21 protein-coding genes and 2 pseudogenes are annotated in these 23,411 nt (G+C 61.0%); 11 read left to right on the forward strand and 12 right to left on the reverse strand.

Annotated features, from left to right (window positions below; all coding sequences use genetic code 11):
• Window positions 1–133: 133 nt before the first annotated feature.
• The 3 genes from AC3WLT_RS34055 to nthA are packed head-to-tail and all read right to left on the reverse strand — an operon-like array spanning window position 134 to window position 1,835.
• Entirely contained in the window at window positions 134–502 is a 369-nt protein-coding gene (locus AC3WLT_RS34055; protein ID WP_492596008.1) for a nitrile hydratase accessory protein, read from the reverse strand.
• Window positions 499–1,170 carry a nitrile hydratase subunit beta gene (gene nthB, locus AC3WLT_RS34060; RefSeq protein ID WP_492596009.1) on the reverse strand — a complete coding sequence of 224 codons (672 nt, stop codon included), beginning with the start codon at window positions 1,168–1,170 and terminating at the stop codon, window positions 499–501. The genes AC3WLT_RS34055 and nthB overlap by 4 nt, the downstream gene beginning before the upstream one ends.
• Complete coding sequence (nthA, locus tag AC3WLT_RS34065; RefSeq protein ID WP_492596010.1) at window positions 1,167–1,835, reverse strand: nitrile hydratase subunit alpha; 669 nt, start codon at window positions 1,833–1,835, stop codon at window positions 1,167–1,169. Before nthA ends, nthB begins: the two co-directional genes overlap by 4 nt.
• 629 nt (window positions 1,836–2,464) lie before the next feature.
• Here nthA and AC3WLT_RS34070 point away from each other — a divergent pair.
• On the forward strand, window positions 2,465–2,755 hold the full coding sequence (locus AC3WLT_RS34070; RefSeq protein ID WP_492596011.1) for a microviridin/marinostatin family tricyclic proteinase inhibitor: 291 nt from the start codon (window positions 2,465–2,467) through the stop codon (window positions 2,753–2,755).
• Between the two features lie 143 nt (window positions 2,756–2,898).
• The gene (locus tag AC3WLT_RS34075; protein ID WP_492596012.1) at window positions 2,899–3,900 is read left to right on the forward strand and encodes an MvdC/MvdD family ATP grasp protein; all 1,002 of its coding nucleotides are present in this window, start codon (window positions 2,899–2,901) and stop codon (window positions 3,898–3,900) included.
• Between the two features lie 105 nt (window positions 3,901–4,005).
• Here the strand turns inward: AC3WLT_RS34075 and AC3WLT_RS34080 are convergent, their stop codons facing one another.
• Window positions 4,006–5,340, reverse strand: coding sequence for an aminotransferase-like domain-containing protein (locus AC3WLT_RS34080; protein ID WP_492596013.1), 1,335 nt, complete (start codon window positions 5,338–5,340; stop codon window positions 4,006–4,008).
• 141 nt (window positions 5,341–5,481) lie between these two features.
• Here AC3WLT_RS34080 and cynS point away from each other — a divergent pair, with 141 nt between their 5' ends.
• Window positions 5,482–5,925, forward strand: a complete 444-nt coding sequence (gene cynS, locus AC3WLT_RS34085; protein WP_492596014.1) for a cyanase — start codon at window positions 5,482–5,484, stop codon at window positions 5,923–5,925.
• 34 nt (window positions 5,926–5,959) lie between these two features.
• Window positions 5,960–6,577, forward strand: coding sequence for a DJ-1/PfpI family protein (locus AC3WLT_RS34090; protein WP_492596015.1), 618 nt, complete (start codon window positions 5,960–5,962; stop codon window positions 6,575–6,577).
• Between the two features lie 159 nt (window positions 6,578–6,736).
• Here the strand turns inward: AC3WLT_RS34090 and pdxR are convergent, their stop codons facing one another.
• A complete protein-coding gene (gene pdxR / locus AC3WLT_RS34095; RefSeq protein ID WP_492596035.1) occupies window positions 6,737–8,266 on the reverse strand; it encodes a MocR-like pyridoxine biosynthesis transcription factor PdxR in 1,530 nt (509 codons plus the stop codon).
• A 163-nt stretch (window positions 8,267–8,429) separates the two neighbouring features.
• Here pdxR and AC3WLT_RS34100 point away from each other — a divergent pair, with 163 nt between their 5' ends.
• From AC3WLT_RS34100 to fdhF, 4 genes are all read left to right on the forward strand, one after another.
• Complete coding sequence (locus AC3WLT_RS34100; protein ID WP_492596016.1) at window positions 8,430–9,110, forward strand: FMN-binding negative transcriptional regulator; 681 nt, start codon at window positions 8,430–8,432, stop codon at window positions 9,108–9,110.
• Window positions 9,111–9,199: 89 nt separating this feature from the next.
• Entirely contained in the window at window positions 9,200–9,592 is a 393-nt protein-coding gene (locus tag AC3WLT_RS34105; protein ID WP_492596017.1) for a LysR family transcriptional regulator substrate-binding protein, read from the forward strand.
• On the forward strand, window positions 9,589–11,040 hold the full coding sequence (locus AC3WLT_RS34110) for a complex I 51 kDa subunit family protein (protein ID WP_492596018.1): 1,452 nt from the start codon (window positions 9,589–9,591) through the stop codon (window positions 11,038–11,040). Before AC3WLT_RS34105 ends, AC3WLT_RS34110 begins: the two co-directional genes overlap by 4 nt.
• Window positions 11,028–13,697: a formate dehydrogenase subunit alpha gene (fdhF, locus tag AC3WLT_RS34115; protein WP_492596019.1), complete on the forward strand. Its 2,670-nt coding sequence runs from the start codon at window positions 11,028–11,030 to the stop codon at window positions 13,695–13,697. Before AC3WLT_RS34110 ends, fdhF begins: the two co-directional genes overlap by 13 nt.
• 242 nt (window positions 13,698–13,939) lie before the next feature.
• Here the strand turns inward: fdhF and AC3WLT_RS34120 are convergent, their stop codons facing one another.
• Complete coding sequence (locus AC3WLT_RS34120; protein ID WP_492596020.1) at window positions 13,940–15,910, reverse strand: alkaline phosphatase family protein; 1,971 nt, start codon at window positions 15,908–15,910, stop codon at window positions 13,940–13,942.
• A gap of 340 nt (window positions 15,911–16,250) precedes the next feature.
• A pseudogene (locus AC3WLT_RS34125) lies at window positions 16,251–16,491 on the reverse strand (LysR family transcriptional regulator); the annotation flags it as partial.
• An 869-nt stretch (window positions 16,492–17,360) separates the two neighbouring features.
• Here AC3WLT_RS34125 and AC3WLT_RS34130 point away from each other — a divergent pair.
• Window positions 17,361–18,398 carry a ribonuclease Z gene (locus AC3WLT_RS34130; RefSeq protein WP_492596021.1) on the forward strand — a complete coding sequence of 346 codons (1,038 nt, stop codon included), beginning with the start codon at window positions 17,361–17,363 and terminating at the stop codon, window positions 18,396–18,398.
• Window positions 18,399–18,444: 46 nt separating this feature from the next.
• On the opposite strand, the pseudogene AC3WLT_RS34135 reads toward AC3WLT_RS34130, so the two are convergent.
• Window positions 18,445–19,241 (reverse strand): annotated as a pseudogene (locus tag AC3WLT_RS34135) (AraC family transcriptional regulator).
• Window positions 19,242–19,384: 143 nt separating this feature from the next.
• Here AC3WLT_RS34135 and AC3WLT_RS34140 point away from each other — a divergent pair.
• Together AC3WLT_RS34140 and AC3WLT_RS34145 are read left to right on the forward strand one after the other, a co-directional pair.
• On the forward strand, window positions 19,385–20,185 hold the full coding sequence (locus tag AC3WLT_RS34140) for an alpha/beta fold hydrolase (RefSeq protein ID WP_492596036.1): 801 nt from the start codon (window positions 19,385–19,387) through the stop codon (window positions 20,183–20,185).
• 185 nt (window positions 20,186–20,370) lie between these two features.
• The gene (locus AC3WLT_RS34145; protein WP_492596022.1) at window positions 20,371–20,505 is read left to right on the forward strand and encodes a hypothetical protein; all 135 of its coding nucleotides are present in this window, start codon (window positions 20,371–20,373) and stop codon (window positions 20,503–20,505) included.
• A gap of 121 nt (window positions 20,506–20,626) precedes the next feature.
• On the opposite strand, the gene AC3WLT_RS34150 is transcribed toward AC3WLT_RS34145, so the two are convergent.
• From AC3WLT_RS34150 to AC3WLT_RS34165, 4 genes are all read right to left on the reverse strand, one after another.
• Window positions 20,627–20,929 (reverse strand): 4Fe-4S binding protein, encoded by a 303-nt coding sequence (locus AC3WLT_RS34150; RefSeq protein ID WP_492596023.1) that lies wholly within the window; start codon window positions 20,927–20,929, stop codon window positions 20,627–20,629.
• On the reverse strand, window positions 20,926–21,240 hold the full coding sequence (locus tag AC3WLT_RS34155; RefSeq protein ID WP_492596024.1) for a hypothetical protein: 315 nt from the start codon (window positions 21,238–21,240) through the stop codon (window positions 20,926–20,928). The genes AC3WLT_RS34150 and AC3WLT_RS34155 overlap by 4 nt, the downstream gene beginning before the upstream one ends.
• Before the next feature lie 12 nt (window positions 21,241–21,252).
• Window positions 21,253–21,828, reverse strand: a complete 576-nt coding sequence (locus AC3WLT_RS34160) for an RNA polymerase sigma factor (protein WP_492596025.1) — start codon at window positions 21,826–21,828, stop codon at window positions 21,253–21,255.
• Window positions 21,829–21,952: 124 nt separating this feature from the next.
• The gene (locus tag AC3WLT_RS34165; protein ID WP_492596026.1) at window positions 21,953–23,386 is read right to left on the reverse strand and encodes an NRAMP family divalent metal transporter; all 1,434 of its coding nucleotides are present in this window, start codon (window positions 23,384–23,386) and stop codon (window positions 21,953–21,955) included.
• Window positions 23,387–23,411: the final 25 nt, after the last annotated feature.

Below are 23,411 nucleotides of genomic sequence, written 5' to 3' on the forward strand. Positions count from 1 at the left end.
GATCATGAACACGATATCCATAACGCCCGTCCCTCAAACCCCGTTTACACGGGACCCAAATTCAACAGCCTGCTAGGCCAATCGGGTGAACGGCCGCTCTTGGCCGACCCCGGACACGCGATAAAGCAGATCATCACCCGAGTTCGATCGGCTGCCCGTGCCGCGTATGGCGCGCCGCCGCGTCCCACGCGTTGCGGCGACGCAGGAGCGAGTCGTCAGTCACTAGTCCCTTGATCGTGCTGATGCGCTCCAGCGCTGTCAGCCAATGACAGTAGTAAGTGTCGCCGCGGTCTGTGTCGCCGGTGGCCTGCGCGTCGCAGATTGCCTGGTTCAAGCACTTTGCCCACTCCGCCCAGGTGAACATGCCGCACTCGTGCAACGCCAGCGTCATGGCAAACGCCTGCGCTTCCCATGGCGCGTTGAAAACGGGCCCTGCATCGTCACAAGGCAATGCCGGCAAGGTAGCGCGCAGTTCGGGCAGGTTCGTCTGAGCGTCAGTCATGGCAGGCAGGTGGGTGCCCGGTCGAGATACGGTTCCCAGCAATCGACGCACACCGATGCCGCAGTCGTATCAGGTCCCCAGAGCTCAGCGCTGTCGAAGCGCACGGTATAGAGCCATTGTGGTTGCTCGCCGAAGCCGTTCGCGTTTGCATCGGGAAAGACATGCGCGCCGTGCACGGCAACAATACGCCCTCGTTTGCCCCGACAATAGCGCGGCAAACGAGTGTGCGTGGAAGGATTGATTTGCCGAGTCTGTACCCAGTCGCCGATGGCAAACCGTGCTTCGAAGGCCACGGGGCGATCGGCGGGGCTGCCCCGGAGCAGCGTCGCGGATACCTCTTTGGCTATCAACACACGGGGAAGCGGCGCAGCTTCACGCCTCGATTCGCCTGCCTCGATTTCGTCGGCAGTGGCCAGCCCCGTGCTCAGCACGAGCTTCTTCAACCCCTCAAACCAGATCTCGTAGTAGCTGCTGGAGAGGTATTGCACGGGCGGCAAGCTCTCCCGCGCCGCGCGAGACATGTCGATGTTCCACTTTCCGACTGCACCCATGGCCAGCGTGATCGCGAGCACCCTGCGCTCCCAGTCCGCATGAAAGGGCGAGACGTCGTCATCGGGGCATATTGGACCGAACGCCTGCATTCCGCCGAGATCCTGCGCGCCGTTCATGGTGTCTCCCCGATCGACTCCGGCGTCTTCGGCAATCCGGTGCCGATCATCGAATCGCGTGTTACCAGTTCAGCGAGTGCCTCTTCGGAGAAACCACTGGTTCCGGGCGGCTGCATGGGCAACACAAGATAGCGAACCTCAGCAGTGGAGTCCCAGACGCGAAACTCGACTTCGGCGGGCAATTCGAAGCCGAACTCCTTTAATACACCACGAGGATCAATGACAGCACGTGACCGGTAAGGCGCCGATTTGTACCAGACCGGCGGAAGCCCGAGCACAGGCCACGGATAGCATGAGCACAATGTGCAGACCACCATGTTGTGTACGGCGGGCGTGTTCTCCAGCGCGATCATGTGCTCGCCCTGTCTGCCCGTGTAGCCGAGTGATGCGATCGCTGCAGTGGCGTCGTCGAGTAGCCATTGCCTGTACGCCGGATCACGCCACGCTTTCGCGATCACCCGGGCGCCATTGCGCGGCCCGACTTTGTGCTCATATGTCTCGATGAGTATTTCCAGTGCGTGCGGATCGACATACCCTTTCTCCACCAGCAGGGATTCCAGAGCACGGACACGCAGATCCATCTCCGACAACGCACTACCGTGGTGGTCGCGAGTGTCGGCGTGCAGATGCTCCTGGTGATTGCTATCGGAATCGTTACCGTTCATCGCAGTGCGCCGGAAACAATATTAGACAGAACGAGTATGGTTCCCGCGGGGCGCAAATGCAATCTCGGTTAGGCACGCGCTCTACGGGACCAGCAAGCCCGAACCGTCGCACAATGAAAACACGCTTGTGATTAGGGTGTCGTTTCGCCCCCAATAGCGTAAAACCGGACGCAGTGGGAAATACTTGTCCCCCGGCTGCTTCTGGGGTACGCCGACAGTCGCGACGGGCAGCGGCTGGTCATTAGCACCCACGCTAAATATCGGCCAGGAGCAGTCGCCCGACATCCATTGTCACCGATAGTCAACGGAGACCTGGCCGTTCGTCTGTTCGCGAATTGCGTCCCGGAACGAGTTGGTTTCTTCCCAGCGGGCGCGCTACTGAACTGTTGGCCAACGGCCAACAATCCACGGACACACGTTGGCGTTTATCCGGCGATTACTCGGCTGAACCGGCTCCAGGCACTTCAGCCTTGATGGCGATCCATCGTGGAATGCTCTGTCGCCACAGATGATTACGTTCCGGCTGGGAGAGCGCTCAGGCCGCTGGCACGCTGGTTGCGAGTACTTGAATGAGGACGCGGCGTGCGCCTCATTCAAAGCCCACCAACCTTTTAACGAGGTAAGCAACCATGTCTGACGTCAAAATCAAAGATCTGTCACCGGTCCCGTTTTTCGCGCATTTTCTGGAAGGTCAATTCTCCAGGGAGCTCACGGGGGAGGAGATGAAGGCTGTACGCGGCGGCTCAGTCGTGACGATGGTCGCCCCTTCCGATCAGGAGGGCGTGCCGATCAGGGGGTTGCCGGATATTCAGGCACTGCTCCCGAGTGGGCTTGCTCACTTTCGGAACGACCCTCTCACGCCATACCCGGTGACGATGGCGTATCCCTCAGACGGGGAAGTCGCCGCCCGCCCCCTCTAGTCGCTGTGAATCCGTCGCGAGACTGAACTTGGCGTTGAGTGGCCGGCGCCATGTTCTCGCGGCGGCCACTTAATCCAGTCAACTGCCCCCGGTGTAGATGAACATCCAAGGCAAGCACAACCCGTTAGCGGAGGGGCTACAGTATGTCCGATCAGCATCGAAGGCCGGTGATTCTGATTATCACCCATAGCAACGACAACGAGAGTATTCCACTGGTAATGGATGCCGTAGTGGAACAAGGTGGCACAGCCTATCGGTTCGACACCGATGGATTTCCTACCGACATTCAACTCTGCAACCAGTACAGTGGCGGCGACGAACACCTGTTGCTCACATGCGACCACTACGAACTGGACCTCGGCACCGTGTCTGCAGTGTGGTACCGGCGCGTTGCCATCGGTCAGTGCATCCCTGAGACGATGGACCCGCAACTGAGACGGGCCGCGATCGATGAATCGCGAGCTGCGGTACAGGGTATGATCGCCAGCCTCGACGCCTTTCATCTCGATCCCGTCTACCGCCTGCGCCGCGCCGAAAACAAGCAGCTCCAGTTAAAGATCGCCAGAGAGGTCGGACTGGAGATTCCACGCACCGTGATCACGAATGAGCCAGATGCTGTGCGTCTGTTCGCACGCGAATGCAGCCGGGGAATCGTCATGAAAACGCTGTCCTCGTTTGCGATCTATGAACGAGGCGAACAGAAGGTGGTCTTTACCAACGCTGTCCAAACCAGGGATCTCGAACACCTCACCGATCTCCGTTACTGCCCGGCCATATTTCAGGAACACGTTCCCAAGGCGCTGGAGCTCCGGGCCACAATCGTCGCTGACCGGGTGTTCACCGCCTCCATCGATTCCCAGCGTTCAGAGAAATCCAGTATCGATTGGCGCCGTGACGGTTTTGGACTCATCGATGAATGGGAACCGTACGAGCTTCCGGCCGAGATCGAGGAACGACTTCTGCAACTCATGCGTTTCCTGGGCCTCCACTATGGCGCAGCAGATTTCATCCTCACCCCTGATGGTCATCATGTCTTTCTGGAGGTCAACCCGGTGGGCGAATTCTTCTGGCTGGAAAAATACCGAGGATTGCCGCTCTCCAGCGCGATCGCCCACCTGCTTGTTTCCAGGCAAAGAGATCGGTGAAACACACGCCTGAAACCGACCGCGAACCGTCACCGACTTGACCTCTCGCGTCCCGGGAACGGAACAAGAAGTACGCAGAGGCGGCTACGATCTGGTGAGCACACTTCAATACGTGTAAGCGCCGATCACGTCTTTCACCTTTGCCAACGCCTGCCGGAGCGTGATCAAATCCACGGATCCGAGTGCGAGGCGAATCGCATGCGGCGCATGTTCCGATGTCGCGAAGGGTTCAGCGGTCGACACGGAGATGTGCTCGCGAACGAGCGCCATCGCAACCAGGTCGGCACGAACCTCTTCGGCCAAAGGGAGCCAGAGGAAGTATGACGCCGGATGAGAGACGCGCCGCAGTCCGGAGAGAAGCTCGGCAGCCATCGATTGACGGACCATCGCATCATGACGCTTTTCCATCTCGAGCCGGGTGACCGTGCCATCGTCGAGCCAGCCACACGCAATAGCAGTCATCACGCCGGCCGTGTTCCAGGTCGTGGCCCTGATTGCCCGCTCGATCAGAGGCACCCACTGACCCGGGGCTGCGACGAATCCGACCCGGAGTCCGGTGGCTACGCTTTTTGACAATCCCGAGACGTACACCGTTGTCTCAGGCGCGAGCGCTGCCAACGGGGCCGGTGGGTCTTCGGCCAGGAAGGCATAGGCCGCGTCCTCGATGATGAGCAGCCCGTGCCGACGCGCCATCGACACCAATTTGTGTCGCAGTTGGGCATTCATCACCCATCCCAGCGGATTGTGCAGTGTAGGCATCGTGTATATGGCACGCACTCGCCGATTCTTGCATAGCCGCTCCAGGGCCTTCAGGTCAGGGCCGTCGCCCGCAACCGGAATCGGTGCGAGTTCGAGACGCAACGTTTCCGCCAGCACCTTGAACCCCGGATAGGTCAAGGCGTCGACCGCGACCACATCGCCGGGTCGCAAAAGTGCCATGACGGTTGCTGTCAGCCCATGCTGCGCGCCGTTCACTATCAACACCTGATCTCCTTCGACCGCCAGCCCCCGGCAGGAAAGGTGACGCGCGACAGCCGCCCGCTCGTGCTGCCGCCCACCGTGCGGTTGATAGCGCAGCAAAGCTTCCAGGTCGCCGGACGATGCGAGCTGGCGTAGCGCACTTCTCAGAAGCTCGGCCTGGCCGGGGAGGGACGGATAGTTGAAATTGAGGTCCGCCAGATCTGCCGCTGTGGCGTGTTGATCGATACCCAGGCCGGGCGGAAGAGACGTTTCTCTAACGAACGTGCCGCGGCCGGTTTCTCCGCTGACCAGGCCCATCGCTCCAAGCTCGGCGTAGACGCGCGTCGCTGTGACAAGGGCAAGCCCTTCTTTGGCCGCGAGTTGCCGATGGGTCGGCAAGCGCGTACCCGGCGACAGGCGCCCCGAACGGATATCGGCCGCAAACGCATCCACCAGAAGCTTGTACCGGGCCTGAGCCATATGGGAATGTATCCATGACAATAATTTGATTGTATTAATTGTCGGCCATAAGATACCTCATCGCAACTCGATTCGCATTGGCGGACGGCAGTGTTGTGCGCGGCACGAACCTCCGGCATGCCCTCCATTCAAGGAGCGTTTATGAACCGTCTTACGGTTACAGAGAAAATTATCGCCGCCAAGGTGTCGCTGGGTATCAGGTGGTCGGACGTTGCCGCCAAGGTGGGACTCAGCAAGGAATGGGTTACCTCCGCGTGCTTGGGCCAAATGACGCTGAGCAAGGAGCAGGCGGACGTTGTCGCAGAAATCTTCAGTTTGACCGAAGAAGAGGCGAAGTGGTTGACCGTCACACCGTACAAAGGCTCACTGCCTACGTCGGTCCCGACTGACCCGCTCATCTATCGTTTCTACGAGATGGTCAACGTGTACGGGACCACGTTCAAGGCACTTATTCACGAAGAGTTCGGCGACGGCATTATGAGTGCCATCGACTTCAAGATGGATCTGCAGCGCGAGAATGACCCGAATGGCGACCGCGTGCGAATCGTTATGAGCGGCAAGTTCCTCCCTTACAAGCAGTACTGATTTACCGATCCTATTTGCACAGGAAGACGCCACCATGCACATCGCCATTCTCACCTTCGAAGGCTTTAACGAACTCGACTCGCTCATCGCGCTCGGCGTCCTGAATCGAGTCAAGAAACCAGACTGGCGCGTGTCGATCGCCAGCCCCACGGCGCGAGTACGGTCGATGAACGGCGTTGTTCTCGAATCGCAGGTCTCCCTGCACGAGGCAAGCGCTGCTGATGCGGTCATCGTGGGTAGCGGCATGAAGACGCGTGAAGTCGTCGCCGACGCGGCGATGATGGCGCAGTTGCAGCTCGATCCGTCAAGACAGCTGCTCGCTGCGCAATGCTCCGGCACGCTGGTGCTGGCCAAACTCGGGTTGCTCGACGGGGTGCCGGCTTGTACAGATCTGACGACGAAACCGTGGGTCCAGGAAGCTGGCATTGACGTCTTGAACCAGGCTTTCTTTGCCAACGGTAACGTCGCTACCGCGGGTGGGTGCCTTGCGTCGCACTATCTTGCTGCCTGGATCATTGCCCGCCTGGAGGGTATCGATGCGGCAGCCAATGCAATTCACTACATCGCTCCAGTCGGGGAGAAAGACGACTATGTTTCGCGTGCAATGCGACATATCGCGCCGTTCTTGCAGGACAACCCGGCGACCGTTTGATGAAATTTGCTGTGATCGCAACCACAAGTGTCAGTATCGGCAACCGCCTGCCGCGCTTGTCCGGAATCGATAGGGTGCCTTCGATCAGAGGCGCAGTCGCGCGGCGCATTCGACTCGACGCCGCCTTAAGGGAGATTGATTCCGGATTGTTGGCGCCAATTACCTCGTACCCGCCTTTTTCCTCGGCGGACTCGCAAGATCGCGGCGAGCAGCTTTTGCCACAGCCGCGATACTTGTGGCGAGACGTTGGGTGGCAGTTTCAATTTCGTCGTCGCTAAAACCGCCCAGGCCCAGTATCAAACCCATTGGGCCTTTGCCATCCGAATACATTGGAGATACCGCCCGTACAGCAACCCCGCTTTCGGCCGCTAACGACGCCACCGACGTGTCGTCAACGCCTCCACCCAGCCAGAGCACCATGTGCATACCCTGATCGCTTGGCTGCAACCAGGCGACTTTCTTCGGCAACAGTCGCTCGATGGTCTCGATGATTCGCGCGCGGCGGTCCGCATAGACGCCACGAATTCGCCGGATGTGACGGTCCAGGTGACCTTCCACGATGAAGGCCGCGAGCACATGCTGATCGGCATTCGGCGGGTTGCGATCCATCAGCACGCGCGCACCGCAGAACGCCTCCACCAGGTTCCCTGGAACCACGGCATAGCCGAGCCGCAATGACGGAAACAGTATTTTGCTAAAGGTGCCGAGATAGACCACCCGGTCAGGGTCCAGCCCCTGGAGCGACGGAAACGGATGTCCCGCATAACGCAGTTCGCTGTCGTAGTCGTCCTCGACCACCCAGGCGTTGTTTGAGCGGGCCCACGCCAACAGCGCGTTACGCCTCGCCATGCTCAATGGCATTCCCAGCGGATACTGGTGCGACGATGTGACGAATGCCACCCGTGCATGCGGGCCCAGCTTAATACCCGCATCGACGTTGAGGCCCTCCGCGTCGACGGGCACCCGGATCATGCGCTCCGGGCGACCGGTGCTTTCGAGAATTGCTGTAATGCCCCTGTACGCCGGGTCCTCCACCCACGCCGACGCGTCGGCATCGAGCAGCACCTGGCATGAAAGGTAAAGGCCCTGCTGTGTGCCGCTTGTGATGATCACCTGTTCAGCCTCGCAGCGGACTGAGCGCGATTTCCTGACGTAATCGGCCACCGCTTCGCGCAGCGCCCGCGCCCCTTGTGGGTCGCCATACCCCGCCGGAGCGCCGGGTCCGCGGGCGCGCAGCCGGTTGCCGAGCCGGCGCCAGACATCGTCCGGAGCGGCGGGTCCAACCGGCACCGAAACGGCGAAGGGCACCTGCGGTACCGCGGCAAACTGACGGGCAACCTGTGCGAACAGGCGGGCGCGTTCTGGAAGCGGGGCTGATTCAACGGATGAGGAGCGCCCGCGCGCATCGGCGGGAGGCGTCAGCGACTGCGCCACGCGCGTGTCGGCTCCAGGATGCGATTGCAGAAAACCCTCGGCGATCAGTTGCTCGAATGCCTCGATGACGGTTCCACGGGCGACATGCAACGACGCAGCCAGCGTGCGCGTGGATGGAAGCACCTCGCCGGGTTTGAGGTCGCCACGGCGGACGGCATCGCGGAGCGCCTGCGCGAGCTGACGCCCCAAATGACCCGCCGCTCGATCCAGCATGCCGATCGACGGAACCTCCACTGCTTTCGGTCTTCGAGCCATGGCTTTCTGGTCCAAAGAAAATGATCCAAACTGGTTCTACAACATAAACCAGTTTGCCGCCACAATTCTTTACAGACATGGAGCCCTGCAATGTGCAGGCCTGCCGCACCGGCGTTGCCTCAAATGAGGGCTAGCGCATTGCTACAGTCATCACGGAGCCGATATGTACGTACCCACTCATTTTGATGAACCGCGCACTGACGTGCTGCACGCACTGATCGCGGAGAATCCGCTTGGCATTCTGTTCACGCATGGCAAGAGCGGTCTGGATGCCAATCACATCCCGTTTGAACTGAAAGCCGGCGAAGGAGCCTGTGGCGTCCTTCATGCCCACGTGGCACGCGCAAATCCGGTCTGGCAGGACGTGACCAACGGGGACGACGTGCTGGTCGTGTTCCGCGCTGGCGACGCCTATATCTCGCCCACGTGGTACCCGAGCAAGCACGAGTTTCACAAGCAGGTGCCGACATGGAACTACAGGGTGGTCCACGCCTACGGCCGGGTGACCATCCGCGATGACGAGCGCTACGTTCGCGGGCTGGTCGCGCGCCTCACGCGTACCCATGAAGCATCCCAGCCCCATCCGTGGAAGATGACGGACAGTTCCAGCGACTACATCGATACCCTGCTCAAGGCCATCGTCGGGGTCGAGATCGAAATCACCCGGCTGGTCGGGAAGATCAAGCTCAGCCAGAACAAGGACGTGCGGGATATACGAGGGGCCGGATCTGCCCTCAACGAACAAGGAGAAAACGTGATCGGTGAGGCTATGCTCGAGTACGCCGCAACAAAAAGCGTAGTAAAGGCCGGCAATGACCCACGTGGCGCTCATGAAAAACCGTGACCAGCAACTTCGCCCGAAGTTGTTGAACTTGTCGAGTCGGCAAGGCGGACATCGGCTTCGTCTATGACACGGCGGTTGCATCAGATGCGGTGGAAATCACCCCATTGTTCGAACAGAACATGTGTCTCGTCGTCCACGAACAGTCCCCGCTCGCCGCCGGGAGCGAAATCAACCTACGGGAGCGTTCCCTGCCGCTTATAGCGTTCCCGGCGCAGTACGCACTGCGTCGGATGCTGCACGCGGACGGCCTGGATGCCAACGTGGTAGCGGAGGTCGATACCGTCGACGCCATGCTCAAACTCACGTCCTTGACGCAAGGCCAGCGCATCCTGCCCGATTACGTTCGGCCTGGCTACGGTGCCAGCCGTTTTCTTTCGCGAGTGCACCTGTCGGTTCGCTTACTCCCGAAGACGTTGTTGACATTACACGACAAGTCACTTTGCCGGCGTACCATGTCCCGGTACACAAGGAGCACGAGATGAAGCCGTTGCAACGCCATGCCGCTGCCGGCAGCTTCTATCATCTGGCCGGCACGCCGCTGACAGGCTGTGCCTGCAACGGTCTGGCCTGCTTCGCCGCGCGTGCGGACAACCCCGCGCGCTGGGCCCAAGCGTGCCAGCAGCGCTCCCCCGTCTACTGCCTCGGCAAGTGCTACGCCGCGCCCAGTGATGCCGACCACGACACCTCGCCGCATATCGCGGTCCACAGCCTCCGCAGCGTGCTGCTGGATAACGTGAGCACTGGCGGTGTGCGCGGGCTGGCCGAATACCAGAAACGCGGTGGCGGCGCGGCGCGCCTTGCCGCGTTGGCCATGCCGCCGGCTGATGTGGTGCGGCTGATCGACGTTGCCCGATTGCGCGGTCGCGGCGGAGCAGGCTTTCCGGCGGGCCGGAAATGGCAAGCCATGGCAGCGCAGCACGCACCGCGCAAGTATTTGGTGATCAATGCGGACGAAGGTGATCCCGGTGCATTCTCTGACCGCTTTCTGCTGGAGGGCGATCCATTCCGCCTGATCGAAGCCGCCACCATCGCCGCCCATGCGACGTGCGCGACGCACGGCTATATCTACCTGCGCAAGGAATACCCCGATGCGGCACCCGTGCTCGCCAACGCATTGCGCGAGGCGCGGGCAGCCGGCTGGCTGGGTGCGCAATTCGACCTTGAATGCGTGATTGGCGAAGGCAGTTATCTGTGCGGCGAAGAAACCGCGCTGCTCAACGCGCTGGAAGGCCGCCGGCCGGAAGCGCGCCTGCGGCCGCCGCAGCTCACCGAACACGGGCTGTTCGGCTTGCCGACCCTGGTTCAAAACGTGGAAACCCTGTGCGCCGTACCCTGGATCGTCGCACAAGGGGCGGATGCGTACGCCAGGCTGGGCTTCTCGCAAAGCCGCGGCACCAAGCTGCTGTCGCTCAATTCCTTGTTCCGCAGACCGGGACTCTACGAAGTGGAGTTCGGCATTCCGCTCGAGCGCGTGGTCGACGAACTTGGCGGCGGGCTGCGGCGCGGCCAGCTCAAGGGCGTAATGGTGGGCGGGCCACTGGCTGGTATCATGCCGCCCGCGCTGCTCGGTACCCGGCTGGGTTACGAGGAAATGCAGGCCATCGGTTGCGCGGTCGGTCACGGCGGCGTGATTGCCTTTGCCGACGATACACCGCTGGCGGCCATCGTCGAGGAGGTATTCCGCTTCGGCGCGCGCGAATCCTGCGGCAAATGCACGCCATGCCACCTGGGCACGCCAAGGCTGGCGGCGATGTTCGCCGCCGTTAAGGACGGCGGCCCGAGGCGTGGTCGTGACGATGCGGCCCAATGTGAAGCGCTGCTGGAAGGGCTCGCCGCCACCAGCCTGTGTGGGCACGGGCGCGGCCTGGCCGAGTTTGCTCGCGCCGTGCAAACTCACTACGCCGAGGAGTGGTCGGCATGGTTCGGATAACGATCAATGGCGTCGCGCATGATGCGCGGCCCGGCACGTGCCTGCTGGATGCCCTGGAACAGGCTGGTGCGGCGGTGCCGCATACCTGTCACGACAAACGCTTGCCCCCGGCCGGCGCTTGCCGCCTGTGCGTGGTGGAAATCGACGGCCAGCCCCGGCCGGTAGCCAGTTGCGCCGCCACTGTCGAGGATGGCATGCAGGTGCACACTCAAACGCCGGCGCTGGAGGCGTTGCGTCGAACCAATCTGGCGCTGATCGCGGCGCACTACCCGCAGCAAGCCGTCGTCGCCGAACCAGAGCGGCCCTTCCACCAGCTGCTTACCCGCTACCAGGTAACGGCAGGCGGGGTGACCCGCGCTCACCTGTTCCATGACGACAGCCACCCCTATCTCGGTGTGGCGATGGAGCGCTGCATTCATTGCTATCGTTGCGTGCAGATCTGCGAAGACGTGCAGGGTCAGTTCGTTTGGGAAACCTGGCAGCGCGGCGAAGAAACCCATGTCGCACCCGGCAAAGGGCCAACCTTGCTCGATGGCGGTTGCGTGAGCTGCGGCGCCTGCGTGGATACCTGCCCGACCGGCGCGTTGTTCGACAAGCGCAGCCCGCACGAGCCGACCGGCTGGACCCGCACCACCTGTGTCTATTGTGGCGTTGGTTGCCAGATGGAGGTCGGCAGCAGCAATGGCAAAGTCGTGGCGGTACGGCCCGCCGATCACCCGACCAACCGGGGCCACCTGTGCGCGAAGGGTCGCTACGCCTTCGAGTTCAACCATGCGCCGGATCGTATCGTGACACCGATGATCCGCCGAGACGGCGAATGGCAGGCGGCAAGCTGGAACGACGCGCTCGATTTCGTCGCCGGCCGGCTGCGCGCGATCATCGCCACCGCTGGGCCGGATGCGATTGGCGCACTGGGTTCGGCCCGCGCTACTAACGAAGAAAACTATCTGTTGCAGAAGTTCGCCCGGGTGGTGCTCGGCACAAACAACGTCGATTGCTGCGCTCGCGTCTGCCATACCCCCAGTGCCAAGGCGCTCAAGACCATGCTGGGCACCAGGGCCGCCACCAATTGCTTCGACGACATCGAAGTCGCCAACGCCTTTCTGCTGTGCGGGGTCAACCCGACCGGGAACCACCCCGTGGTCGGCGCGCGCATCAAGCAAGCCGTCCTGCATGGGGCCCGGCTGGTGGTGGTGGACCCGCGCAGCACCGAGTTGGCGCAGCTCGCCGATGTCCATCTGGCCGTGCGGCCCGGCTACAACATCCCGCTATTCAACGCCATGGCCGCGACGCTGATCGAGGAAGGCCTGGCCGATCAGTCCTTTCTGGCCGAACGGGTGACCGGCTTCGAGGACTTTGCAGCCTTCGTCACCCGGTACGCGCCAGAGCGGGTTGCCGATGCTTGCGACGTTGCTGCGGCAGACATCCGCGCCGCCGCGCGCATCTACGCAGCCGCCCAGCCGGCGATGTGTTTTCACGGCCTGGGCATGACCGAGCATCTGCAAGGCACCGAGGGCGTCATGACGCTCGTCAATCTCGCCTTGCTGACCGGCAACCTTGGCAAGCCCGGCGCCGGCATCAACCCGTTGCGCGGCCAGAATAATGTGCAAGGGTCAGCGCAAATGGGTTGTGACCCGGTATCGCTGACCGGCTCCCAACTGATCAAGGACGCCGGGCCGCGTTTCGAAGCCGCCTGGGGCTGCCGGCTGCCGGTCACGCATGGCCTGGATTTGCTGCAGATGATGGATGCTGCGCGTGACGGCAAGCTCAAGGCGTTGTGGGCGTTTGGCTACGACGTCTACCTGTCGCTGGCCAACGAGACCGCGACCCGCGATGCGCTGGCGAATCTGGAGCTGGTGATCGTGCAGGACCTGTTTGTCAACGAGACCGCGCGCGCTTTCGGCACCGTGTTCCTGCCGGCGGCGTCGTTCTTCGAAAAAGACGGCACCTTCATGAATTCGGACCGGCGGGTGCAGCGCATCCGCAGCGTGGTGCCGCCACCAGGCGTTGCCCGGCCGGACTGGTGGATCATCCAGGCGCTTGCCGTCAGGCTCGACCATGCGCAAGGCTTCAGCTTCGACAGCCCCGGCGCCATCTGGGATGAAGTACGCACGCTCTGGCCGGACGGGGCTGGTCTGTCCTACGACCGGCTGGAACGAGAAAGCCTTCACTGGCCGTGCCCGAGCGAGGATCACCCCGGCACACCGGTCTTGCACCGGACGCACTTTCCGATCGGCAAGACCGCTGCGTTGGCACCGGTCGACTTCATACCCACGTCCGAAAGCACTGACGAAACCTACCCCTTGCTTCTGACCACCGGCCGCACGCTCTATCACTTCAACGCCGGCACGATGACCTGCCGCACGCCTAACTCGCAGCTGTGCCCGACCGACACGCTCGACATGTCGCCGACGGATGCAGTGCAGCTGGGAATGACGGATGGCGATTCGGTACTCGTGCACAGCCGCCATGGCGCGACGACGCTGCCGCTGCGCGTGACCGAGGATGTCCGGCCGGGGCAGCTGTTCGCCACCTTCCACCGCCCCGAACTGTTCGTGAACCGCCTCACGTCCCCCGTGCGCGACCGGCTGGTACACGCACCCGAATACAAGGTAACCGCAGTGCGGGTGGAGCGAGCGATGAAAGGTCGTCGATGATTCCGGCGCAGTGGTGGAACGCTGAGACCCTCCCGATTATGGATGTCGACCGCCCCACGCACTTTGTCCGAGTGTCCGTTATCGAGAAAGCTGGAGGTCTCTTGTGGGTCGATTTGGGTCCAACGCGTCACACAAACGCAAACGTCAGAAGTAAAAAAACCGCGCGCCAGGCCGGCCGCGCGGTGCAATCCTCCAGATCGGCAGAGCCGGTCCGGTCCGGCCCTGCGCTCCTTGCCACACCGTTACGGCGTGCGCGGAAACTCGAACGCGTCGAACAGATCGCCGATTGCGGGCGCATTGACCGGCACATACGGATGCGTCTGCAACTGGATCGGATTCGGCAGATTGTCGCGGCTTCTGTGCGTGATCGGCTTCAGACGCCAGTTGCGTTCGATGAACTTCGCGATCGACGCGTGATCCGAATACTGGTGCACGACACGGCCACCGCGCGAGTATGGCGACACGACGATCATCGGAATGCGCGGGCCGTCGCCGAAGAAATCGAGCGGCTGGATGTAGCCTGAGTCGTAGTAGCCGCCGCCTTCGTCGGTCGTGACCAGGATCGCCGTCGAAGCCCACAGGCTCGGGTCGCGCTGCACCTTGTCGACCAGCTTGTGCACGAACGATTCAAAGAGCCCGAACTTCGACGACTCCGGGTGCCCGTCGAGCAGACCGCCCGGCTTCACGAACGAAACCGCCGGCAGCGTGCCGTTCGCAATATCCGCGTACAGATCGGTCGTGTCCTGCAGGTGCGCATTGACGAGCGCGGGGTTCGTCATGATCGCGGTTTCATACAGGAACGGGTTGCAGATATTGCAGTAGACACTCGTGGCCGGCGTCTTCACAAACGTATTCCAGCCTTCGCCGTAGTACTTCCACGAGATGTTCTTCTCGATCAGCGTATCGGCGATCGTCCGCACCGGCGACGGCGGGATCGTGAACGCACTCGTATTGACCGTGCCGTCCCCGTTGTAGCCGGGGTTGTAGTTGTTCAGCAGGTAATACGTGTTCGGCGCGCACTTCGCGTCCGGCTTGTACGGCAGGCGGTCCAGGTAGTGGCGCAGCGTGCCGGCGCCGGGCTGATGACTGTCCGAGCAGTTGCTGTACGTGCCGCCCGAATAGCCGTCCTGCGTGTACCAGTTGTTGGTGTTCGCCTGCGGCAGCGGATTCTCGATCTGATCCGCCGGCGGCTTCGTGGCATTGCCGTTGCCGTCCGTGTAGTAGATCGCATCGGCGGTGCCGATCATGATGCTGTTCGCACCCGTGCCGCCCATCACCGGCTGGTGATAGTTGTCGCTGATCGTGAATTGGCGCGCGAGATGCGTGAAGTACGGCATGTCGCCGGTATTCACGTTGTAATAGCCGAGCGCGGTCGCTCCTTCGCCGGTCGTCTCGTCGTTGAAGTTCGCGGGCTGCGGCTTGCCGTTCGAACCGGCGCCCACCGACGTCTCCACCCACGCGAACAGATCCATCTGGCAACCGCTCGGATTATCGAGCGTGGCGTGATCGAGGTTGCAATCGGCCTGTTGCCAATTCTGGTAGAAGCGGTGCACCGGGCTGTTGATGTACTGGTCATAATCGGGACCGACGCGCGAGATCTGATACGGTCCGTTCGGCAGGTTATACGTGTTCGAGCCGAAGCGCGTATCGACGCTATGCGTCGGCAAACCGCTCGCACCGGTGGTCAGGTGCACGAGGTCCCACGGCTCCATCATTGCGCCCTCGGCGGCCTGCGCCGCGGCGAGCGTGGCGAACGGCGGCGGATTGGTATCGCTCGGCGCGCTTGCCGTATTGCCGGTATTGGGTGCCGGCAGCACCGTATAGGGCTGCTTGCCGCCAGGCGCCATCTCGAAGCGCTTCGGGTCGGTGGCACTGGCCGTGTATTGCGCGGCCAGCGCGAAGTTCGGGCCCGGGCTGCCGTCGGCTGTGATGATGCCCTTCGACAGCAGGTTCGCCACCGTCTGCCCACGACGCGGCGTGTACGCGCCGAATACGTGATCGAAGGTGCGGTTCTCGCCGACCACCACGATGACATGCTTGATCGGCGACGCGGTGTTCACTGCTGCAGCCGCTACCGCGGCCTGCTGCTCGCTTTGCGCGACAGCCGGGCAGATAGCCGCGGCAAGCGCGACAGAAACGGCGCCGCAAAGCAAGCCGCCTCTAAATGTTGGTATGCTAATTACATTGGCAATTTTTTTCACGAACGCCTCCATGACGTTACTCGGACGAGCAAGCGGTAATGTGGCGTGTGGGAATAATGGGCAGCTCCCTGCGTGGAAACGCTGCCTCTCTTACAAAGCGTTACGACGGGAAGAAAGTATAGGGCGGCAATGACAATACAGGGACAAAAAAAAGTCGATGGCGTGTGAGTCTGCTAACGAATTACTTTCGCTGCGATTCACATTGCATAATTCGCCCGTGGCGCCGGACTGGACGACGAAGATGCGCTCGCAGCAAAGGCCGCGAGCGCATCATTGTTCATTGCCGTTATCTCGTCGCTTCAACATGAACCGGCACCATGTTTTCACATGTCTTTAGCTTGGCTGTGCAAAAACGCCGCGCGGGGGTGAGCGGCCCCGTGACGTCGGACAGGTAACGCTCGCCTGTCCGACGTCAGTACAAGCCCGCGGCCCGCGCGATAGAACAGCGGTTGGCCGATGATCGACTCGAGATTGCTGATCTGATGGCTCACTGCCGATGCGGTCAGCCCAAGTTCCTCTGATGCACGGTTGACGCTTTTCGTTCGGGCCACGCTCTCGAAAGCGATGATGGCTTTCACCGGTGGGATGCGCATAGTGAAATTTTTTTCAGTTTCAGTTGAATGAAACCGCCTTGTTTGAATGCCCTACGCACTGCCATTCTTTCTGTCGGCAAGCCGCATAACCCGGGACACGAAGCCCTCCCGACTAACCCGAAATTTTCGGGCAGCAGAGCGGCAGACCACAAGCAAACATCGCGCAGTGCAACAACTGCGTGGGAGACAGCAATGAATTATCCGACTTTCCTGCTTAAAGCGCGATCGATCGCCGCTCACCAGGAACCTCTCTGACCTCCTTCGGCCCTTCATATCGCATGGAATATGAACTATCGCGAAAGTCCGGTTCCGAGCACTTCGAACAGATACTACTGACCCGCTTCGTTCTTCGCTAAATCATGCTTGCGTCGGGCGCCCGGATGAGTGACGGGGCGGGCCGCACTTCTAAGCGCGGCATGCGGAGTTGCAGACGGTGCGAAATGTGCCAAGTGAGGTACCGCTGGTCGGATTCTTCGCCGGCGGCGAGATTGCAAGGAGCCACCTTTACGGCTACACCGGGGTATTGACGGTCTTTACGAGCCGGGACTGAGGCCCCGGACGATTCTGAATTTTGCCATAGCACGAAGAAGACCCATACTACGTTCATCTACCTGAGGGATGGGCTTTGCGAGAGGCGTTGTCGTTTGACTGACGCGTAACAAGCCCCGTATCGGACTAGCTACTTAAACGACGCGGCGCCGCTCCTCAAAGTCTACTGAACACTCGGCTGAACATGCATATAGACTCGGTTCTTCTAATAGCCGCTGCCGCACGTACGCCTGTAGAGCGAGGTGGATGCCTGCGCCTCGATCTTTCCGGCGCTCCGGCCCGGTACACCAACAGCCATTCGTACGTCGCCCTGACAGATCATGCACGCCCTCTTCAAACCATGGCTTGTCAATGACGCGTTTGGCGACCCAGGTCTATACGTGGACTTTTGCGACGAACGGCGTGCCCTCCTTTTCGATCTTGGCGATATCTCCAGGCTGCTGCCCCGCCAACTGATGCGTTTGTCACATGTGTTTGTTACCCATACGCACATGGACCATTTTTCCGGCTTCGATCATCTCTTGCGCGTGATGCTCGGGCGCAAGGCTGGCATCGTGATGTTTGGCGGCCCCAACTTTCTTACACAAATCGAACACAAGCTGAGCGCCTATACCTGGAACGTGGTGGATCGTTACGAGGTCGAGTTGGTGATCGACGCGCGCGAAATCGGAGTGGACGGTGGCGGGCAGCGCGCACTCTTTTCAAGTCGGAGACGATTCGCCCGCGAAGCCAGCCCATCCTTCGAACGATCTGACGACGTGGTGCACAACGAAGCAACCTTTCGCGTGCGTGGCCGATTTGTCGATCATGACATCCCGTGCGTTGCGTACGTGCTCGAGGAGAAGGCTCGCGTCAACGTCGCGAAAGAGCGGCTCGCGGAGCTGGGGGTGTCGACGGGTGCGTGGCTGCGCGAACTGAAACATGCGGTGCTGACCGACGCGCCTGACGAGGCGCCAATTCAGGTACGGTGGCGCGATCGGCATGGCGAGCACGCCATGACCCGACAGGTCGGCGAACTGCGTCACCTGATCCTCGACATCGTTCCTGGGCAGCGCATTGGCTACGTAACGGACTTGCGTTATACGGAACCGAACGTAGAGACCCTGTCGGAGTTGATGCACGACGTGGACCTGCTTTTTATCGAGAGCGTATTTCTTGACGAGGACAAGGCCCATGGCCTGCGCAAGAATCACCTGACGGCCCGCCAGGCCGGTCTGATCGCGCGCCGGATCGGCGCCCGGGCGGTTGTGCCGTTCCACTTTTCGCCGCGTTACGGAGGACGCTCGGCAGCACTGATTGCAGAAGTGCAGGCGGCATGGTCCGCTACGTCGGTTCTGGTTGGCGAAAGGCCCGATTAGACCAGGGAAGCATTCAGTCAACAGACCTGACTCGTTTTTCTTCGGGTCATCGGCGTTCCGTAGAACCCCAACGCGATTCCACATATCGACTCGGCGTCGTACCCAGCACGCGACGGAATGCGGCCGCAAACGCACTGGGGCTCGCATAGCCGAGATCAAGGGCCACATGGGTTACTGGCTGCCCCAAGCTCAGGCGTTCGATCGCCGCCAGTAGACAGACTTGCTGTCGCCATTCTCCGAAACTTACGCCAGACTGCTCTCGAAATAGGCGAGTGAAGGTACGTCGACTCATCCCCGCCTCGGCCGCGACGGTGTCCAGACTCATTGTGATCAACGGCGCCGCGAACAGACGCCGACATATGCGTGCAAGACGAGGGTCAGCGGGTAACGGTGCATTCAACGAAAGCTGCGGCATGGCCGCTATTTCCGCGACTAGCAATGCCATCAACTTGCCGGCGCGGCCGTCATTGTCGTACAGGGGCGGAAGATCGATTGCATCGTCGAGCAGTTGTCTCAGCAACGGTGAGACGCCATACACGCTGCAATGTGCGGGCAGTCCTGCCGCTTGAACTGCCTCGTCCGACACGAATGTGTTGAGCATTGTTACTGGACCGCTCATCGTCATTTCGTGCACGACGCCCGCCGGTACCCAGCAAGCACGTTGCGGTGGGACGAGCCAGGTGCCCTCTGGCGTCGCCAGGCTGATTGCTCCCGAGACGCGAACGCGAATTGCCCGCGCCGATGTGAGTGCGCGGGAAACGTCGAGCCGGCCCGATAGTCGTTCGCGGTAACGACGACGCTGCGGGGAATGTCTTCGTAGGGATCGAGCGGGGTATTACGCATGGCCCGAATTCTACAGAGGTTGACCCAATGTGGAAGGCGGGCGGCTCTCGTCGTCTTTACGATGCAGCGCATGCGTGTCAGGCAACGCATTTCAATGCATCGGCGAACAAGCCGCTCTGCCCAATCGTTCCTTCGGAGTTGAGATGCCCAATACGTTCCATCGGGTGGGAAATGGTCCCCATCCCGTCCTTGTGCTGCATGGCTGGTTCGGCGACGCGCGAGCGTTCGAGCCGATCGAGGTCTGGCTGTCGCAAGATGTGTTTAGCTACGTCTTCATGGACTATCGCGGTTACGGTGGCATGAAGGAAGCGGGCGGCAATTACACGATCGACGAGATCGCCGCGGACACGCTTGCGCTTGCTGACGCACTTGGATTTCATACGTTCAGCCTGATCGGTCACTCGATGGGGGGCATGGCGATCGAGAAGATCGCAGCATGCGCACCCGAGCGCGTGCTTGCGCTGGTTCCAGTCGCGCCCGTGCCGTGCGGCGGCATAGAGTTCGACGCAGCAAAGCGCGCCTTGTTCGAAGGCGCTGCTGATCGTCAGGACCACCGCGTGACCATTATCGATCGCAGCACGGGTAACCGATTGCCGTCGTCATGGGTCAAATGGAAGGCGGCCTATTCGGCGGAGCATTCGTCAAAGAATGCGTTCGCAGCGTATTTGCGCGCGTGGGCCGATACAGACTTTAGCGGGGAGATTGTGGGCTGCCACCCGGTAAAGGTACTCGTGGGGGCGCATGATCCGACGTTCAACCTGAGGTTGATGACCGAGACATACCTTCGGCGATATCCGCTCGCCACCGTTGAAGTCCTGGAGAATGCGGGTCATTATCCGATGAACGAAACGCCGCTGGCACTGGTGACGGCCATCGAACGCTTTCTCCTCGATGCGGTAAAAACGGATCTTTCAGACGCCGGCGTTTCAGAGCGCGCGATCTGATCGCGGCAGAGTGCCCAACTGTCCACGCGATTCCAGAATGGCGGCGAAAGCGAGCCGCTGCGTCGGGCTGGCAGCCTCGCGCGATTGTCGAATAGATTAGGGCCTTGCGAACTCAGTGCTCGCGGGTCGCACAGGGTCCGGACGTCAAGCCAAGGCACGACGCCGCCTACTGGGATAGAGTCACCGTGGGATTCGATTTCGACGAGGCCGATCAGGCGCCTCCTGCCAAATACAACAAGGTGCTGTGGTCCGGCATCAAGGGCAACAAACCCTATCCGACGCGGCCCCGCAGTCAGGAGCTTGCTGACACGGACGACTGATGCACGTAACGGGTCCGGGTATCGCCGGACCGGCCGGCAGCGTAGTCAGATACCGTTTTGCGCTTTGCGTCGGACTCGGTGCGCCTGATCATGAAAGCCCTCCAGGCGAGGGCTTTCTGCCTCATAGCATCCCGCGCCTGGCTAACGTAATGGCCCGCTCCGGGCATGCTGTCACACACAGTCCGCACGCCCGACACGCATCGGCGTTCGGCGTGTACGCGACCCTCATTCCGTGTATGCGCAGCTTGAATTTCTGCAGCGCTCCCAACTGCTGATAGTCAGCCATGTCGATCCGGCGGATTTCGAAAACGTGCTCAGGACAGACTACTGCGCAATCGCCCTTGCCTTCACACTGCTTCAAATTGACGACGGGAGCAATCACGCCTGCGGTTTGCTTGCAAGCGGATGTTGATGCGTTGCTCATGCTCGATCCTCTTGGGGCTTACCGTTAGCGGGCGATACGCTCTTCTGAAAATTTTCGCGTTCCTCCGGCGTCATGCGTTCCCACCGACGCCAATGCCTGCGTCCATGCCAACCGCCATGACCTCGAAATCCACCAAAGAGAATCCGGCTCAGGATCAACAGGCCCATCGCATGTGGATAATCGATCGAACGGCCGCTGATGAATAGCGCCGGGATAACCCAATTCCATAGCAGCATCACCATCCATCCCAGCACGGCAATGCCCACCAGAACCAACAGTGCCTTGCCGAAGCATCTCAGTCTGAAACTCATCTATCTGCTCCTTTAGATATCCAGATCGTCATACACGGCTTGCAAGCGAGCGCGCAGATGCAGTACCGCGTAACGCTTGCGTGCCAACAGCGTGTTTACGCCGACACCGCTCCCGGACGCCAGATCCTTAAAACTGCGTCCTTCGAGTTCGTGAGCAACGAAGACGTCGCGCTGCTCCACTGGCAATTCGTTGAGCGCGTCTTGCAGGGCCTCCAGCAGCACAGACCTTGCATAGACGGCTTCTGGACCGGCGTCGGTTGCCGGCAGCGCGAGATCCAGTCGATACTCGGCGTCGCCGGGGGCGTCTTCCATTTCGGTCAGCGCTTGCTCTTTCCGCTTGCGAAAGCGGTCGATGATGCGGTTTCGCGCCACGCGAAACAGCCACGCGCTAACTTGTTCAATCGGCGCAGGGAGCCGATAGGCTTGCACGAACTCGCGAAATACATCCTGCAAGATGTCTTCGGCTTCACTCGGATCGTGCACGCGACGCCGGATGAAATTGCCGAGCTTCGTACGCTCACGCAAAACAGTTGCAGTGATGTCACTATCTCGTTCGATCATCGAGTCCGGGGCGCGCGGCGGTTCCATACGTCTGTAGACGATTCACGATCAGAAATATTGTCAGGGAGGACAACTTGTTCGCGCGTCACTGCTATCCGCACATTTCGCATCCGTCACCGGTCCTCGTTCCCTCTGCGAAATCACGGGCCCTTCAGGAGAAGACCCCGAAACCGGCGCCGACAATGCCCGCAGCGCACACGACCGCTGCAATCCCGGTGATGAGCCACAAGTAAGCTCCACGAGGCCGATGCTGGCAAGGCAGCGCGGTGACGCTGAGGGCGATGAGTAATCCAACCACGAGTGGCAGCATCAACGCGTTGACAACCTGCGCCGCAACGTTAAGCGAAACGAGGTTCGGCGCCAGCCAGACGACGTAAGCACTGCCGGCTACCGAGGCGACATACACCCCGTAGAACCACGGGGCGCTCGCGGGCCGGTCTTCAAGTGACCGTCTGTATCCCGCCACTTCACCCAGCCCCCAGGCCAGAGACAGCGAACAGACAATGGCGGCCACCATCGATGCGCCGAGAACGCCGGCACTGAAGAGAAGGCGTCCCGCGTGTGGACCCACTACGGTCGCGAGAGCGTTACTGATTTCGCCAACGCTTTGCAGGGAACGTAGGTGACCACCTCCCGATAGCGTTGCCGCTGCAGCGACAAGGACCGCCGCCGTCAGCAGCTGCGTGAGGACCGCACCAACGGCCGTTTCGACCCGAGCCGCCGTGTAGTCTCTCGGAGTGAGTTTTTTATCCGCCACCGCCGCTTGCTGATAGAAGACCATCCATGGATTGAACGTCGCGCCAATTAGCGCAGCCGCAAGGTATCCAAACTGGTGATTGGCGAGCGGGAGGGTAGCCATTTGCCGGAACAGGTCGTGGACGTTCGGGTGCGCCTTCCACACCACAACGAAAAACATCAATTCGAAGGCCCCAATGACCATTGCGACCTTGTCTACGCGTCGATGCGAGCCTGAGAGCACGACGGCTATCAGGGTGACGACGGCAAGCGGTAACGTAATGGACCGGGAGACGCCATACATCTCTCCCACGCCAGCGACCCCAGTGAACTCAGTCACAAGCGAGCCGAGCACGGCAACGACCAGTCCGAGTGCCGATACCCATGCCCACAGTGGTCCGAAATTCGAGCGGATGAGTTCGCCGTGACCTCGCCCGGTGAAAATGCCAAGCCGGACAGTGAGTTCCTGGACCATGTAAAGCAGCGGGATGAGGCCCAGCAGCACTAGCAGAAGTTGAAGACCCCATTGCGCGCCGGCCTGCGCTGCCGTTACAACATTTCCGGCATCACAGTCAGCGAGCATCACGAGCAGTCCCGGTCCCCACAAAGCGACCCATCGCAGACCGGGCGAGACCTTTGGTTTGAGCAGCGAGGAGTCAGTCATGCTTTCTGAAAGGAAGCGAAGGTAGTATTCGGCGACTGATTTTAGCGTGACATGTACCGTCGGCAGGCACGCGGTACCCATCAACCACCTTACACGGTCGAGCAACCAGGTGCGCCGCCGCTGCCGCTGCGCCAGCGCTGACCCGCACAGCACAATATATCGAGGGTTCGAAATGGATACGTACATCGAAGGAACTGCTACAAGCTAGACC

It is taken from the genome of Paraburkholderia sp. FW306-2-2C-D06C (assembly GCF_058781505.1).